Below are 15,185 nucleotides of genomic sequence, written 5' to 3' on the forward strand. Positions count from 1 at the left end.
GCCTGCCACGGGCGGCGTTCCAAGGCACGGCACCTATGATTCGGGGGTGCCCCGCTCCGTCACGCGCCCCGCTCGCGACCTCCGGCTGCCGCTGTGGCAGGCGCTCATCGCGGCCGCGCTCGGCGGCGTACTGCTCGACATCGCGTTCCCGAGCCCGAACGTGTGGGTCGCCGCCTTCCCGGGCATCGCGCTGACCCTGCTGGCGCTGCGCGGCCGGTCGCTCGGCGGCGCGATCCTCGTCGGCTGCGTCGGCGGGCTCACGTTCTTCTTCCTGCTGATCCAGTGGGTCAGCACCTACCTCGGGCCTGTGCCGTGGATCGCTCTCGCCGCCTTCGAGGGGCTCTTCTTCGCCGCCGGCAGCGTCGCCATCGCCCTCGTGCTGCGCTGGGTACCCCGCGTCCTGCCGAACGCCTGGGGTCGCCTCCTCGTGATCCCGATCGCCGTGGGCGGGCTATGGACGGGCCGCGAGTACCTGGCCGGCCACTATCCTTACGGCGGGTTCGCCTGGGGCAGGATCGCCGAAAGCCAGTCCACGAGCCCTCTGGCGTCGCTAGCGGCCTACCTCGGCCTCTCCGGGCTGAGCTTCGTGATCGTGGGCGTCGTCGCCCTGCTCGTGCAGCTCGCCCTCGAGCGGCCGATGCGCGTCGTGGTGCGCGCGGGGGTGGCCGTCGTGGCGTGCGGCGTGCTCCTTGTGGTCCCGGCCTGGCCGACGCACGACGCCGGCACGACGACGATCGCGGCGGTGCAAGGCGACAGCAAGGCCGGCTTCTTCCAGCAGCACCAGTACGGCGACCTCACGAACGCCCAGGTCGAGGCGACCTACGAGCACGTGCCGACGTCGAAGAAGGTCGACATGGTCGTCTGGCCCGAGGGCGCCAGCGACCGCGACCCGACGCGCGACAGCTTCGGCCGATACGCGTTCGACACCATCTCGCAGCGCTACGACGCGCCGCTCGTCTCCGGCGTGATCACGCAGAAGGGCACGAAGCTCTACAACTCGTCGATCGTCTGGCAGGGCGGGAAGGTCACGGCGCAGTACGACAAGCGCCACCTCGTGCCGTTCGGCGAGTACGTGCCCGACCGGCCCTTCTTCAACGCCCTGGCGCCCAGCCTCGTCGGCCTCCTCACCCGTGACGAGACTTCGGGCTCAGGAGCCAACGTGCTCACCGTCAACGGCGTCAAGGCCGGGTTCGCGATCTGCTTCGACATCGTCGACGACGCCCTGACGACGCAGATGGTGAACGGGGGAGCGAAGGTGATCCTCGCGCAGACGAACAACGCCGACTTCGGTCGCAGCGAGGAGAACACGCAGCAGCTCGCGATCGCCCGCCTGCGCGCGATCGAGACCTCGCGGCCCCTCGTGAACATCTCCACGGTCGGGTCGAGCGCCGTCATCTCGGCCGACGGGAAGACGATCGACTCGATCCCGGCGTACAAGCCCGCCGCGATGGTGACGAAGGTCACGCTCGGGTCGGGCATCACGCCGGCGATCCGGTTCGGCGGGGCGCTCGAGGCGATCGCGTGCTGGCTCGGGCTGGCCGTGCTGGTGCTCTCGGGTGTCGGCTCGCGGATCCTGCCTCGCCGGTCGTCCGTCGGCGACGATCGTGCCGACGGTGACGGCTCGGACGGCGCAGGCCCTCACGAGGGCAGAGAAAACGCGCCGGCTCTCGCCGACGCGTGACGAGCGCGCCGCCCAGTACGGCGCGCCCCGGGGCCTCCGCTTCTGATCGACGCTAGGCGCCGATCTTCTGCTGCCCCTTCCGTGCGCGCAGGTAGTCGAGGCGCTCCTGCAGGAGCTCCTCGAGCTCGGCGCGTGTCCGTCGCTCCATGAGCATGTCCCAGTGGGTTCGCGGCGTCTTGGTGTCGCCGCGGTCGATCTCGACGGGCTTGCCGTCGGCTGACAGCAGAGTCCCTTCCTGACCGGTCTTGGGGGACTGCCAGGACTCGGGGATCTCGGCCTCGGCGGCGAAGACGACCTCGAAGGTCGCTCCGTCGGCCGTCTGGTAGACGGCCTTCTTGCGAGGCGAGAACTCCACGCCCTCTTCGCTCTGGAGGCTCTGGCTGCCGAGCCTCATTCCGCGCAAACTGCGATCTGCCATTGTGTGGTCTCCTCTCGCGTTGCAATCGCCCTTTATAACGACTTAGCATGGGAGTTTGTTTCCGCGGCCCGGGTTTAACAGGTCGCTCCCAGGCGATCGTGACGCATCCGGCGTAGCGACTCGTTGCGGAAGGCCCCGAGTCACGCGCGTGCGGCGACGACGTCGAGGGCGAGATCGGCCCGATCGGTGATGAGCCCGTCGACGCCCAGATCGAGCAGGCGGCGCATGTCGGCGGGATCGTTGACCGTCCAGACGTGCACCTCGACGCCGCGGTTGTGCGCCAGGCGCACGAGCTCGGGTGTGAGGATCCGCACGCCGCGGTGATGCTCGGGGATCTGGAGCGCGTCGACGGAGTCGAAGACCCGGCGGGCGATCATCGGCGCGCGGAGCCGCCCGGCCAGTGCCGCGGCGACGACCCCGCGCGACCCGGGGGAGGTGGCCACGCCGGGGAGGGCGTCGAGGGCCCGCTGCCGCCGGCGGTCGTCGAACGAGGTGATCAGCACCCGGTCGCAGGCGCGCGCCGCGTCGATCGCGGCGACGGCGGGCTCGACCACGGCGTCGACCTTGAGGTCGATGTTGAAGAACGCGTCGGGGAGAGCGTCGAGCAGATCGGCGAGGGTCGACACGGTCTGGTCGGCACCGAGCCGCACTCGTCGCAGCTCGTCGCGAGTGCGCGACGCCAGGGGCGTCGAGTCGCCGGTCAGGCGCCCGAGGTCGGGGTCGTGACTGATCACGGCGACGCCGTCACTCGTGGCGTGGACGTCCGTCTCGAGGTGGGTGACGCCGATCGCCATGGCCTGCACGAAGGCGAGAAGAGTGTTCTCGGGAGCCCCGAGCGCGAGACCGCGGTGCGCGATCACCCGCGGCCGAGGCCCCGAGAACCAGTCGCTCATTCGGTCGGTGCGGGAGCGGACGGGGCTGCGGTGCCCGGCTGGTCGCCTGTAGCGGGCGCAGGAGCCGGCGGAACCTCGCCCGCTGACGCAGTGGCCTCCGCCGCGGCATCCGCCGCCGTGGACGCCTCCTTCGACGCGGCGGCCGCAGAGGCGAGCGCATCGGCGAGGAGCGACCCCGGCGCCGCACCGGTCGTCCCGGAGGAGGCCCTGCGGCCCCGCGGCTCGTCCGACGCCGCGGCACCCGCGGCGCCCGCCGCACCGGCCGCTCCGCCGGCGGCAGCCGCGCCGCCGAGTGCGTCGCGCGCGCCGAGGAACCCTGCGCCGATGCCCTTGAGGGCCTCGGTGAACTCCGACGGGATCATCCAGACCTTGCTGGCGTTGCCGTCGGCGATCTTCGGCAGGGTCTGGAGGTACTGGTACGCCAGCAGCTTCGGGTCGGCGTCGCCGTCGTGGATCGCCTGGAACACGGTCTGGATGGCCTCGGCCTCACCCTGGGCCCGGAGGACCTGGGCCTTCGCGCTACCTTCGGCCTCGAGGATCGCGGCCTGCCGGGAGCCCTCGGCGTTGAGGATCGCGGACTGCTTCGTGCCTTCGGCGCGGAGGATCTGGGCTCGGCGGTCTCGCTCGGCGCGCATCTGCTGCTCCATGGAGTCCTGGATCGACGCCGGCGGCTCGATCGCCTTGAGCTCGACTCGGCCGACGCGGATGCCCCACTTTCCCGTCGCCTCGTCGAGGACGACGCGCAGCTGGCCGTTGATGTTGTCGCGGCTGGTGAGCGCCTCCTCCAGGTTGAGGCCGCCGACCACGTTTCGGAGGGTGGTGGTGGTGAGCTGCTCGACCGCGCCGAGGTAGTTCGCGATCTCGTAGGTCGCGGCCCGGGCGTCGGTCACCTGGAAGTAGACGACGGTGTCGATGCGAACGACGAGGTTGTCTTCCGTGATGACGGGCTGCGGCGGGAACGACACGACCTGCTCGCGCATGTCGAGCAGCGGGCGGACCCGGTCGATGAACGGCACGAGGATGTTCAGGCCCGGGGCGAGGGTCTTGTGGTACCGCCCGAGGCGTTCCACGACGCCGGCCGTCGCCTGGGGGATGATCCGGATGGATCGGAACAGGATCACCAGCACGAAGATGATGACGATGATCAGGACGACGGCGAGGACGATCCCGACCGGATTCACGGTGGTCATGCTCAGATCCTTTCAGCGGGGACGACGACGGCCGTCGACCCTTCGATGGCGGTCACGACGACGGCCGTGCCCGGGTCGAGTGTCGGAGTGCCGTCGGCGGCGAGGAGCCTCGCCGTCCAGGTCTCTCCGTTGGCGAGTTTCACCTGGCCGAGTGGCCCGGCGCCGACGGCCGTCGAGGTGAGGGGCAGGAGCACCTCGCCCCGGATGCCCAGGAGGGCGTCGAGATTCGACGGGGTGGGGTCGCCGCCGCGCTTGAGGGCCCGCAGCAGGGGCGGGCGGACGGTGAACAGCAGGAGCAGGGCGACCACCGCCGCGACGAGCACCTGCAGCCAGAAGGGACCCCCGACGAGGTCGGTGACGAGGCCGGCGAGGCTGCCGACCGCGAGCATGAGGAACGTGAACTCGACCGTCGCCACCTCGACGATGACGAACAGGAGCATCAGGGCCCCCCAGATGATCCACGCGTACGTGGTGAACAGCTCCATAGCTCTCAACCCCTTGGGCCGCGGGGCCCACTTGTTCGGCAGCGCTGTATATCTCACGCTGTCATTTCGGCCACACTAGCAGTCCGCGAGGCTCCGCGGCCGCACGGGCGGCGCTCTCACAGTTGATATCGTGGGGCCGGTCGCACGCGCCTCCGGCATGCGCCGTACCGAAGGAGACACCCCGTGGAAACCCCGCTCGCATCCGGCTCGCTCGAGGGCAAGCGCGCCCTGGTCACGGGCTCGTCCCGCGGCGTCGGCGCCGACACCGCCCAGTACCTCGCCGCGGCCGGTGCGAAGGTCGTCATCAACTACCGCAACAAGGAGAAGCGCGCGGTCCAGCTGGTCGACAAGATCGTCGCCGCCGGGGGAGACGCTCTCGCGATCGGCGCCGACCTCACCGACCCCGCATCGGTGGGCGGCATGATGTCGACGGTCGAGAAGGAGTGGGGCGGCCTCGACCTCCTGGTGCTGAACGCGTCGGGCGGCATGGAGTCGGGCATGGCCGAGAATTACGCGCTCCTGCTCAACCGCGACGCCCAGGTCGACGTGCTGAACCAGGCCCTGCCGCTCATGGCGCCGGGCTCGCGCGTCGTCTTCGTCACGAGCCACCAGGCGCACTTCATCCGCACCACCGAGACCATGCCCGAGTACCTCCCCGTGGCGCTCTCCAAGCGCGCCGGCGAGGACGCCCTGCGCGAGCTGATCCCGAGCCTGACCGAGAAGGGCATCTCGTTCGTCGTCGTCTCGGGCGACATGATCGAGGGCACCATCACCGCGACGCTGCTCGAGCGCTCGAACCCCGGCGCCATCGCGTCGCGCCGCGAGTCGGCCGGCAAGCTGTACAACGTGGCCGAGTTCGCCGCCGAGGTCGCGAGCGCGGCCGTCGACGAGATCCCCGCCGACCACGAGCGCCTCGTCGGCGACGTGTCGGACTTCGCGAAGGCCTGACCCGTGAGCGACTCCGGCCGCGTGAGCGACTCCGGCCCCGTGAGCGACTCCGACCGCGTGATCCTGCGCGCCACCTCGCGTCTCGTCGTGATCGACGAGGACGATCGCGTGCTGCTCATGCTGACGAAAGCGCCCGACACGTCCGGTTCGGCGCGCTGGATCACGCCCGGCGGCGGAGTCGACGAGGGCGAGACGCACGCCGAGGCTGCCATTCGGGAGCTCCACGAGGAGACCGGGCAGACGATCGCGGATCCTGGGCCCGTCGTCTACACCGAGGACTTCGCGGTGCCGTGGGACGCCGCCGACCACACGCACGGCCACGCCGAGTTCTACGTCGTGCACCTGCCGCACTTCGACATCGTCGAGGACGACTGGACCGACGACGAGAGGGTCGACATCCTCGAATCGCGCTGGTGGTCGCTCGCCGAGCTCGAGTCGACCGACGAGCCGCTCGAGCCGGCCGTGCTGGTCGACCTGGTGCGCAGGGCCCTGGCGTGACGACGGGTCGCGGTCCGCTCGAACTCGGCTTCCTCTCGTTCGTCTCGAACCCCTACCGGGGTCAGGGTCTGCCCGACGACGGCGCCGCACGAGCACTCGACGACGGCATCCGGCTCTTCCAGCGCGCCGAGGAGGTCGGATACGACATCGGCTGGATCCGGGTGCGCCACTTCGAGGAGTTTCCCTCGAGTCCGATGACCCTTCTCGCCGCCGTCTCGCAGCGCACCAGCCGCATCCGCATGGGCACCGGCGTGATCCCGATGCGCTACGAAGACCCGATCCGCCTCGCCGAGGACGCCGCGACCGTCGACCTGCTGAGCGGCGGCCGCCTCGAACTCGGCCTGTCGACCGGCATCCCCGAGTTCGCCGCGACCTTCGACCCGGTCTTCGGCGAGACCGAGCGGTCGTTCGCCGACGAGTCGCAGCACCGACTCGGCCGCCTCGTGTCGGCGCTCCGCGGCGACACCGTCGCGAACTCCGGCGCCGGCTACATGTCGATCCCCGCCGACACCGACCTCATCGTGAGGCCCCACTCGCCCGGCCTCGCCGACCGGGTCTGGTACGGCGCAGGATCCCTCCGCTCTGCCGCGAGAACCGGCTCGCAGGGGCTCGACCTGCACGTCTCGACCCTCAACACCGAGGAGACCGGCGACACGTTCGCCGCCGGTCAGGCGAAGCAGCTCCGCGCATACCGGGAGGCGTTCGCCGAGGCCACCGCCGGCAGCGGCCGGGAGCCCCGCGTCGCGGCGGGCCGCATCATCCTGCCGCTCATGTCGACGGCCGACGAGGAGGCGTACGCCGGCTTCATCGCGGGCTACGCCGAGCGCATGCACGACGACGGCCGCCCGCACGACGAGAACGTGAAGATCCGCTTCGACCGGGTGCACGCCGGGTCTCCGTCGCAGATCGTCGACGAGCTGCTCGCCGACGAGGCGCTCGACGAGGTCACCGAGCTGACGCTCACTCTGCCCGCGAACGGTGGCCTCGACGCGCACCTCCGCACGATCGAGGCGGTGGCCGAGCACGTGGCACCGGCGCTCGGGTGGGTGCCCGCCACCGCGTCGGCCTGATCCTGCGCCCCGTCTCTCATCACATGTGATGACGACCGTTTTGGGCCGGTCGGACGATTCGACTCAAAACCGTCTTCAGTAGGTTTGACCTATGGAGCTCTCCGTCGTCGTCCCCACCTTCAATGAGGCACCCAATGTCGCCGAACTGGTGAGGCGCGTGCACGCGGCGGTCTCGGAAGCCGGGATCGACACCGAGATCGTCTTCGTCGACGACTCCCGCGACAACACGCCCGACGTGATCCGCGAGGTCGCGAAGACCGCTCCGCTGCCCGTCCGCATGATCCACCGCGACGTCCCCGTCGGCGGCCTCTCGGGCGCCGTGATCGAGGGCCTCCGGTCGTCCGACTCGACCTGGCAGGTCGTCATGGACGGCGACTTGCAGCACCGTCCCGAGACCATCCCGTCGCTCGTCGCCAAGGGCACGGTCGACGGCGTCGACGTCGTCGTCGCCTCCCGCCACGTCGCCGGCGGCTCGAGCGACGGCCTGAGCAACGGACTGCGTCGCTTCGTGTCGCAGGTGTCGATCCAGGTGACGAAGGCCCTGTTCCCGAAGCGTCTCGGCGGCACCACCGACCCGATGAGCGGCTTCTTCGCGGTTCGCCGCGAGTCGATCGACCTCGAGGGGCTCCACCCGCGCGGCTTCAAGATCCTGCTCGAGATCCTCGCCCGCCAAGACCTCCAGATCGGCGAGGTCCCGCTCGTGTTCGAGGCCCGCCTCGCCGGCACGTCGAAGGCCGACATGAAGCAGGGCATCGCCCTCGGCCGCCAGCTCTTCGACCTCAAGTTCGGCCGCATCTCCGGTTTCGCCGCCATCGGCGCCCTCGGTGCGGTGGCGAACCTCGTGATCCTCGCGGGTCTTCAGCACTTCGGCGTCGGCTACCTCGCCGCCGCCTGCATCGCCGCGATCGTGACGATCATCGGCAACTTCCTGCTGCAGGAGCGCTTCATCTTCAACGACCTCAAGGCCGGCGCCCGCGGCGTGTGGAAGCGCTGGTGGCACACCTTCGCCTTCAACGGCACCGAGTCGGCCGTCCGCACCTTCGCGCTCTGGGTGATCGTCGAGACGACGCACCTGCCGAGCGTGCCGGTGCAGGCCGTGCTGATCGTCATCGGCTTCACTCTGCGCTACCTCTACCAGTCGCGCGTCGTCTACAAGCAGCACGAGCAGGCTCCGGCCGAGATCGTCACCCTCGACGAGATCCTCGACCACGAGCACGCCCCGACCTCGCCGGCGCTGGCCGAGGAGCCCGCCGCGTAGGTCGCTTCGCCCTCTGCACTCGCACGGCTGAGCCGTGCCCTCGTGTCGCACGGAGGAGATCGCGGCGTCAGGAGGTCCTGCGCCCGATGGGCTCGTTCCGCCGGGAGGACTCCTTTTCGCCGCGGGAGGATTCCCGGCCGATCTCGCGACTTCGGGCGGGAGCCGAGCGCCTTTCCGCCCGCTGGGGAGGGCGCCGTCGAGCGATTCCCTCCCGAGCGAAACTGGCGGGCGCCGACAGGTCCTCCCGCGGCGACATTGTCCTCCCGCGGCGACGCAGTCCTCCCGCGGCGACGATCACCTCGCAGGCGAACGACTCAGCGGGCGGGCTTCTTCTCGGGCGCAGGAGCAGCGCCACTCGCCCGCAGCGCACGGTAGTACTCCGCCGCCTCCGCCTGCCGGCCGGCCTCCGCACCCGTCGCGATGGGCGCGCGCAGGTGCTCGGGAGCGAACCCGAACGCGTCGACGAGGTCGACGGCGTGCGGCCGGAGGCGGGGGAGCAGGCGGTCGTCGATGTAGTCGGTGATCGCCGTCGCGCGCTGCGCCGACAGGCGCCCGTGGATCAGGTACCAGGCCAGGTTCTTCTCGATCAGCGTGAGGCCGAAGAGGTCGCGCAGCCAGGTGAGCACGCGCCGCGTGGACTCATCGGCAACGCCGGCGAGAGCGTCGGTGAACGCCTCCCACTGCAGCAGCTCGGCGTGCGCGCGGGCCGCGTCGATGAGCTCGGACTGGTTGCGGTCGAAGAGCTTGGCGGCCTCGAGGGGCGTCAGCTTCGACGACGGGCGCAGGCGCGCGGCGAGCTCCGCCACCATCGTCTCGACGCGGCCGGCGAGCAGCTGCCGCTGGGTGTCCTCGTCGCGGACGTGCCCGACGGCGCGGGCGGTCTGGCCGAGATCGGAGACCGACTGCACGATGCGGCGCAGGCCAGACCGGTCGACCGACGTCTGCCCGACCTGCGTGGCGACCAGGGCCGCCTGCTGGCGGGCGTCTGCTCCTGCGAACCGCTTGCCGTAGTCGGTGAGCAGCCGCTTCGCGACCAGCTGCAGCAGCACGGTGTTGTCGCCCTCGAAGGTCGCGTAGACGTCGAGGTCGGCCCGGAGCTGCGTGAAGCGGTTCTCGGCGAGGAAGCCGGAGCCGCCGCAGGCCTCGCGGCATTCCTGCAGGATGTCGAGTGCCGCCCAGGTGCTGAGCGGCTTGAGGGCGGCGGCGAGGGTCTCCAGGTCTTGGCGGTCGTCGTCGGTGGCGTGCTCGCCCGAGAAGACGCCGTCGAAGGTCTCGAGCAGGCGCTCGTGCGCGAACGACATGGCGTACGTGGTGGCGAGGCGCGGCAGGAGCCGACGCTGGTGCCGCTGGTAGTCGAGGATCACCTCTTCCCTCGTCGGGTCCGCCGCCGTGAACTGCCGCCGCTCCGACCCGTACCGGATCGCGATGGCGAGACCGAGCTTCGACGCCACGACCGCGGAGCCGTCGAGCGAGACGCGGCCCTGCACGAGCGTGCCGATCATCGTGAAGAAGCGGCGGCCGGGGCTGGCGATCGGCGACGAGTACGACCCGTCGGGCTCGACGTGGCCATAGCGGTCGAGGAGGTTGGTGCGCGGCACTCGCACGTGGTCGAAGTGGAGGCGGCCGTTGTCGATGCCGTTGAGGCCGCCCTTGCGGCCGTCGTCCTCGCCGCCGACGCCGGGGAGGAAGCCGTTCTCGTCGCGGATCGGCACGTAGAAGGCGTGGACGCCGTGGTTGACCCCGCCCGTGATGAGCTGGGCGAAGACGACGGCGGCGATACCGTGGATCGCGGCGTTGCCCAGGTAGTCCTTCCAGGCCGCGCGGAACGGCGTGTGGATCACCCACTCCTCGGCCTCGTCGTCGTAAGTGGCCGTCGTGCCGATCGACGCAACGTCCGACCCGTGACCCGTCTCGGTCATGGCGAAGGCGCCGGGCACGTCGAGGTTCATGATGCCGGGCAGGAGCCGCTCGTGGTGCTCCTCGGTGCCGAGGTGGAGCACCGCCGAGCCGAAGAGGCCCCACTGCACACCGGCCTTGATCTGCAGCGACGGGTCGGCGCTCACGAACTCCTCGAACGCGGCCACGTTGCCGCCGTGGTCGTCGCCGCCGCCGAGGTGCTTCGGGAACGCCCGGAGCACGGCGTTCCTGCGCAGCAGCTCGTGCATCTGGTCGAGGCAGCGCTGGCGCATCTCGGCGAGGCTGAGCTCGGGGTCCTGGTGGAACGCGCTGTCCCGCAGGAGCTCGCGGGAGTGCTTCCGGGCGTCGGCCCACCGCCCCAGCAGGTACTCGCCGAGCCAGGCCGTGTCGATGCGGGCGACGGTGCCCGCGGTGGGTGCGGGGGCGGACGGTCGCGCGCCCTCGGGCGTGGGGTCGGCGGGGGAGTGCGGGGCTCCTGCGCCCTGGTTGTTCACTGGAGCGGGAGCGTCGTCGAGGCGGGTCATCTGCGCTGATTCCTTCTTTCGCGTCGTCGTCACGTGGAACGCTAGATCGCGCCGGGCGCGCGTGCGAAATCGCTCGTAGCCCGCCCACCAAGCGACCTGGTTCGGCTCGTCTCGCCTTTGTGGGAACCCTCCATGCCCGTCGTCCGCGCACGCGAAGCGGCCCGCCCGAGCGGAAGCTCGGACGGGCCGTCTCAGTGGGTGGTGCAGGTTACCGCTTCTTGGTCAGCGACTTGACCGCCGCGAAGAAGTTCGGACCGTTGGGGGTGCCGACGCCGGTCTCGTCGTCGTAGCCCTTCGTGTCGTGAAGGGTGGTCGACTGGACGTCGATCGTCTGCACCTTGTACGTCTTGCCCGCCGAGTTGTCGACTCCGTTGACGAAGTCGGTGCGCACCTGGGCGATCGGCGACTTCGGGGCGACGATGTCGTGGATCGCGCTGGTACCGAGCATCTTGTAGTACAGCGGGTTCACGAATCCGAGCGTGCGGTGCGAGTACTGCGACGCGACCGCCAGCACACCGGCGAGGAGCGGGGACGAGAGGCTGGTGCCGCCGATCCGGTACTCGTCGTAGTACGTGCCGTCCGCGAACGCCTGGGTCTCGCCGACCAGCATGCCCGTGTTCGGGTCGCCGACCATCGAGATGTCCGGCACGGCGCGCATCGGCGTCGTTCCGAAGGCCTCCGAGACCGACGTGGGCACGACCCCCTTCTGGTAGAAGGGCTGCGTGAACAGCGTCGACGTTCCGCCGCCGCCACCCGACGAGTACGTGCCGGGCAGGGTGCCCCAGCCGGACGACGAGAGAGGTGCGGAGTACGACGACTGCCAGCCGTACTCGCCCTGCCACTGGCTCTTCGAGTTGATCAGCACGCTCGTGCCGCCGACACCGGTGACGTAGGGCAGGTCGCTCGGGAACCCGACGGTCTTGGCCGAGAGGTTCGTGCCACCGGCCGTGCCGTCGCCGTCGTCGCCCGACGAGAAGGTGACGGAGATGCCGGTGAGGGCCGCCTCGGTCGAGTACTGCTCGTAGAAGTCGACGTACGACTGGCCGAGGTCGGCGATGTCGTCGATGCCCTCACTCCAGGAGTTCGTGATGATGTCGGCGACGTGGTTGTCGATCGACGCGGCCCAGGCCTCGTCGAGACCGGTCGAGCAGTCCTGCGCACCGACGTAGACGATCTTCGCGCCGGGAGCCATGGCGTGCACGGCCTCGACGTCGAGGGTCTCCTCGCCGTACCAGCCGCTGGCACCGCACTCGGAGTCGGCGGTCAGGTCGTACTGGTCGGGCCCGGGCGTGATCTGCGTGAACTGGCCCTTCGAGTAGCCGGGCTGGCCCTGACGCTTGGCGTAGAGGGCGGCGTCCTGAGCGATCGTCGGCGCGGCGTACGCGTCGGTGATCGCCACGGTCACGCCCTTGCCGGTGTAGCCCGCCTTGATGAGCGACGACTCGCCGTAGGCGCCCTGGAGCTGAGCCGAGCCGTAGCCGCAGACCGCGTACGGGGCCTTCTTGCCGTAGGCGTCGGGCTTGTTCGAGGCGACCTGCTGGCCGTAGTAGGCAGAGCAGGGCTGAACGCCGTAGCGCGCGCCGGCGGGCGGCCCGGGGAGGGTCTCGGCCGGCTTCTTGTAGGTGACCGCCTGGTCGAGGCCGATGACCCCGTTGACGCTGCTGACGACCGTGGCCGGCGTGCCGTCGGGGAGCGAGAGCGTCGTCGTGTTCGTCTGCACGGTCTTGCCCTGGTACGAGTAGTTCTTCAGCGACGTGCCGAAGGTCTTCTCGACCTGCGCCGTGGTGCCGGTCGCGGTCACGTACATGCCGCTCGAGAGCGTCGTGCCGAGCGAGAAGCCCTGCGACGTGAGCCACGACTGCACCGACTTCACGCTGGCCGCGGTGGGGGCGTACGTCGCCTTGAACTGCGCGTTGGTGAGGTACTTGCCGTAGCTGGCGCTCGACGGGTTCGAGACGGCCGCGACCTGCGCGTTCGCCTGCGCCGTGTTGCGCATGTTGAGCAGGATGCCGAAGGTCACCTTCGACGCCGACGAGGGCGTCGAGACGGCTTTCGCGTGACTCAGCCAGTGAGGCGAGGAGTCAGGGATGGCGTGCCTGGTCGCAACGGCGCTGGCCGGAGACGCGACGACGCTCGAGAGAGCGATCGCGGTCGCGGCAGCGGCGAGCGCTGCGAGCACGGGACGGATACGGCGAGAATTAGAGCTCACTTATGCCCCCGTTAAGGATGGTGTGGGAATCCGCCGAGAATCTCGGTGTGCTGTGTACCCTCCACCCCCCGTACGGGGCACGTCAAGTCCCCCTTAACTCCTACCGGGGTACAGTTTCGGGGTTCATTCCTGGCTGACGAGCCCGTTCTCGTAGGCGAAGATCACGAGTTGCACGCGGTCGCGAAGGTGCAGTTTCTGCAGGATTCGAGAGACGTGGCTCTTCACGGTGGCGTCGCTCAGCTGCCGCTGGGCGGCGATCTCGTTGTTGCTGAGACCGGAGGCGAGGAGGGCGAAGATGTCCCGTTCGCGCACGGTGAGCTCTCCGAGGGCATCGGTGTCGATCCGCGGGGTGCGGCGGGCGAAGCGCTCGACGAGGCCGTTCATCATCGACGGCGCGACGACGGCCGACCCCGCGTGGACGGTGCGGATCGCGGCGAGGAGGAACTCCGGGTCGGCGTTCTTGAGCAGGAATCCGGAGGCGCCGGCCTGGATCGCCTGGAACGCCTTGTCGTTGAGCTCGAAGGTGGTGAGGACGACGATGCGGGCCGGGGGGCTCGCGGCAGCCGGGGTGCCGGGCGACGGGGCCTCGTCGAGGGCGGGGGAGGGGGCGGACGTCAGGATCCTGCTCGTCGCCTCGACACCCGACACGCGGGGCATCTCGAGGTCCATCAGGATGAGGTCGACGGGCTCGTCGGTCTGCCGCTGGATGGCCTCGGCGCCGTCGGAGGCCTCCCAGACGACCTCGAAGTCGTCCTGCGACTCGATGATCATGCGGATGCCGGCGCGGAAGAGCGGCTGGTCGTCGGCGAGGCCGATCCGGATGGCGGTCACTCGTGGCCTCCTGGGGCTCGGGGGATGCGGGCGTTCACGACGTAGCCGCGTTCGCCGTCGGTGCGTGGCCCGGCGGTGACACGGCCGCCGACGAGCCGGACGCGCTCGTTCATGCCGGCGACGCCGTGGCCGTGGTGGGCGGGGGAGTCGTCGACCAGCCCGGCGCCCTCGCTCTCGGTGGTGCGGGAGTCGACGACGACCTCGGCGGCGCCCCAGTCGAGCCGCAGGTCGACCACGGTGCCCGGGCCGCCGTGCTTGAGGGCGTTGGTGAGCGCCTCCTGCACCACCCGGTAGAGCGCCAGGTCTTCCGCGGTCGAGAGGGCGAAACGGGTGCCGGTCTCGCTGAACCGCAGCTCGAGGCCGGAGGAGCGCATGGAGTCGAGCATCCGGTCGAGGTCGGCGACGCCGAGGGTGCCGTGGTGCTCGCCGGTGCCCTTGAGCACACTCAGCAGCTCGCTCACGTCGTCGAGGGCATCGCGAGCGGAGCGGTTGATGACGCCGAGCGCCTCGGTGGCGGCCGCCGGGTTCTTGGCGACGGCATAGCGCGCTCCGTCGGACTGCGCGATGATCACGGCGAGGGAGTGCCCGATGGCGTCGTGCATCTCGCGGGTGATGCGGGTGCGCTCGGTCTCCTGGGCGACGCGGAGCTCGGCGCGCAGGAGCTCCTGCTCGCGCTCGGACCGCTCGAGGCGTTCGTCGATGAACGCGCGCCGCACCCTGGTGACCGCGCCGAGCAGCCAGAACAGCGCGAGCGAGGCCGCGATCACGCCGGCGACGCCGGTGAAGTAGAGGACGCGCGAGACGGCCTCCTGCCCGTGGCTGGCCTCGGGTGGCAGGAAGAGCCCGGTGATCAGGACGAGCTTCGCGCTGCCGACGACGCCGCCGAGGATGCTCGAGGCCAGGCCGAGCCGACGGACGGCGGGCTCGTCGGCGAGGCTGGTGGCGAAGATGACCGCGGCGACCATGACGTTGCCGTTGATGAACGACGGCAGGATCACCAGCTGCGTGATCGCTCCGACCCAGGCGACGGCGAGCGCGAGCCCGGGGGAGCGGCGGCGGAACACGAGGGCGAACGCGAACAGGGCGTCGACCGGGAGGGTCTCCCAGCCGGTGCGCGTGACGTCGAGCGCCGCGAAGAACAGCAGGGCGACGACGCCGACGAGCACGTCGACCACCATCGGCCTGCGTTCGAGCGAGTTCCACACGGGTGCAACGCTACTGGTCGCCGATCCGGCGCACCTGCGCGGCGAGCCGCCCGACCCG

At 70.4% G+C, this 15,185-nt stretch carries 13 protein-coding genes; 5 read left to right on the top strand and 8 right to left on the bottom strand.

The window, feature by feature from the left end; genetic code table 11:
• The first annotated feature begins 46 nt into the window (after nucleotides 1–46).
• Entirely contained in the window at nucleotides 47–1,681 is a 1,635-nt protein-coding gene (gene lnt / locus C8E83_RS06705) for an apolipoprotein N-acyltransferase (RefSeq protein WP_121369006.1), read from the top strand.
• Between the two features lie 52 nt (nucleotides 1,682–1,733).
• On the opposite strand, the gene C8E83_RS06710 is transcribed toward lnt, so the two are convergent.
• The 4 genes from C8E83_RS06710 to C8E83_RS06725 form a co-directional block, all read right to left on the bottom strand.
• On the bottom strand, nucleotides 1,734–2,099 hold the full coding sequence (locus C8E83_RS06710) for an RNA polymerase-binding protein RbpA (protein WP_121369007.1): 366 nt from the start codon (nucleotides 2,097–2,099) through the stop codon (nucleotides 1,734–1,736).
• A gap of 140 nt (nucleotides 2,100–2,239) precedes the next feature.
• Nucleotides 2,240–2,992 (bottom strand): glycerophosphodiester phosphodiesterase family protein, encoded by a 753-nt coding sequence (locus C8E83_RS06715; RefSeq protein ID WP_121369008.1) that lies wholly within the window; start codon nucleotides 2,990–2,992, stop codon nucleotides 2,240–2,242.
• Nucleotides 2,989–4,182 carry an SPFH domain-containing protein gene (locus tag C8E83_RS06720; RefSeq protein ID WP_121369009.1) on the bottom strand — a complete coding sequence of 398 codons (1,194 nt, stop codon included), beginning with the start codon at nucleotides 4,180–4,182 and terminating at the stop codon, nucleotides 2,989–2,991. Before C8E83_RS06720 ends, C8E83_RS06715 begins: the two co-directional genes overlap by 4 nt.
• Nucleotides 4,183–4,184: 2 nt before the next feature.
• The gene (locus tag C8E83_RS06725; protein WP_121369010.1) at nucleotides 4,185–4,667 is read right to left on the bottom strand and encodes an NfeD family protein; all 483 of its coding nucleotides are present in this window, start codon (nucleotides 4,665–4,667) and stop codon (nucleotides 4,185–4,187) included.
• A 183-nt stretch (nucleotides 4,668–4,850) separates the two neighbouring features.
• Between C8E83_RS06725 and C8E83_RS06730 the strand changes: the two genes are divergently transcribed.
• From C8E83_RS06730 to C8E83_RS06745, 4 genes are all read left to right on the top strand, one after another.
• The gene (locus C8E83_RS06730) at nucleotides 4,851–5,615 is read left to right on the top strand and encodes an SDR family oxidoreductase (RefSeq protein WP_121369011.1); all 765 of its coding nucleotides are present in this window, start codon (nucleotides 4,851–4,853) and stop codon (nucleotides 5,613–5,615) included.
• Nucleotides 5,616–5,618: 3 nt separating this feature from the next.
• Complete coding sequence (locus tag C8E83_RS06735; RefSeq protein WP_245981453.1) at nucleotides 5,619–6,113, top strand: NUDIX hydrolase; 495 nt, start codon at nucleotides 5,619–5,621, stop codon at nucleotides 6,111–6,113.
• Nucleotides 6,110–7,183 carry an LLM class flavin-dependent oxidoreductase gene (locus C8E83_RS06740; protein WP_170159863.1) on the top strand — a complete coding sequence of 358 codons (1,074 nt, stop codon included), beginning with the start codon at nucleotides 6,110–6,112 and terminating at the stop codon, nucleotides 7,181–7,183. Before C8E83_RS06735 ends, C8E83_RS06740 begins: the two co-directional genes overlap by 4 nt.
• A gap of 91 nt (nucleotides 7,184–7,274) precedes the next feature.
• Nucleotides 7,275–8,441 carry a glycosyltransferase gene (locus C8E83_RS06745; RefSeq protein WP_121369013.1) on the top strand — a complete coding sequence of 389 codons (1,167 nt, stop codon included), beginning with the start codon at nucleotides 7,275–7,277 and terminating at the stop codon, nucleotides 8,439–8,441.
• A gap of 314 nt (nucleotides 8,442–8,755) precedes the next feature.
• On the opposite strand, the gene C8E83_RS06750 is transcribed toward C8E83_RS06745, so the two are convergent.
• The 4 genes from C8E83_RS06750 to C8E83_RS06765 all read right to left on the bottom strand — a co-directional run bounded on the left by C8E83_RS06750 (nucleotide 8,756) and on the right by C8E83_RS06765 (nucleotide 15,127).
• Nucleotides 8,756–10,882 carry an acyl-CoA dehydrogenase family protein gene (locus tag C8E83_RS06750; RefSeq protein WP_121369014.1) on the bottom strand — a complete coding sequence of 709 codons (2,127 nt, stop codon included), beginning with the start codon at nucleotides 10,880–10,882 and terminating at the stop codon, nucleotides 8,756–8,758.
• A 208-nt stretch (nucleotides 10,883–11,090) separates the two neighbouring features.
• Nucleotides 11,091–13,061 carry a S53 family peptidase gene (locus C8E83_RS06755; RefSeq protein WP_211331672.1) on the bottom strand — a complete coding sequence of 657 codons (1,971 nt, stop codon included), beginning with the start codon at nucleotides 13,059–13,061 and terminating at the stop codon, nucleotides 11,091–11,093.
• 153 nt (nucleotides 13,062–13,214) lie between these two features.
• A complete protein-coding gene (locus tag C8E83_RS06760) occupies nucleotides 13,215–13,922 on the bottom strand; it encodes a response regulator (protein ID WP_121369016.1) in 708 nt (235 codons plus the stop codon).
• The gene (locus C8E83_RS06765; protein WP_147430104.1) at nucleotides 13,919–15,127 is read right to left on the bottom strand and encodes a sensor histidine kinase; all 1,209 of its coding nucleotides are present in this window, start codon (nucleotides 15,125–15,127) and stop codon (nucleotides 13,919–13,921) included. Before C8E83_RS06765 ends, C8E83_RS06760 begins: the two co-directional genes overlap by 4 nt.
• Nucleotides 15,128–15,185 lie beyond the last annotated feature (58 nt).

Source organism: Frondihabitans australicus (assembly GCF_003634555.1).
Classification (GTDB): domain Bacteria; phylum Actinomycetota; class Actinomycetes; order Actinomycetales; family Microbacteriaceae; genus Frondihabitans; species Frondihabitans australicus.

Excerpts from the sequence above, each read along its gene's own strand:
- C8E83_RS06715 (WP_121369008.1), bottom strand. The coding sequence starts at position 2,992 with ATGAGCGACTGGTTCTCGGGGCCTCGGCCGCGGGTGATCGCGCACCGC.
- C8E83_RS06720 (WP_121369009.1), bottom strand. The coding sequence starts at position 4,182 with ATGACCACCGTGAATCCGGTCGGGATCGTCCTCGCCGTCGTCCTGATC.
- C8E83_RS06745 (WP_121369013.1), top strand. The coding sequence starts at position 7,275 with ATGGAGCTCTCCGTCGTCGTCCCCACCTTCAATGAGGCACCCAATGTC.
- C8E83_RS06725 (WP_121369010.1), bottom strand. The coding sequence starts at position 4,667 with ATGGAGCTGTTCACCACGTACGCGTGGATCATCTGGGGGGCCCTGATG.
- C8E83_RS06750 (WP_121369014.1), bottom strand. The coding sequence starts at position 10,882 with ATGACCCGCCTCGACGACGCTCCCGCTCCAGTGAACAACCAGGGCGCA.
- C8E83_RS06710 (WP_121369007.1), bottom strand. The coding sequence starts at position 2,099 with ATGGCAGATCGCAGTTTGCGCGGAATGAGGCTCGGCAGCCAGAGCCTC.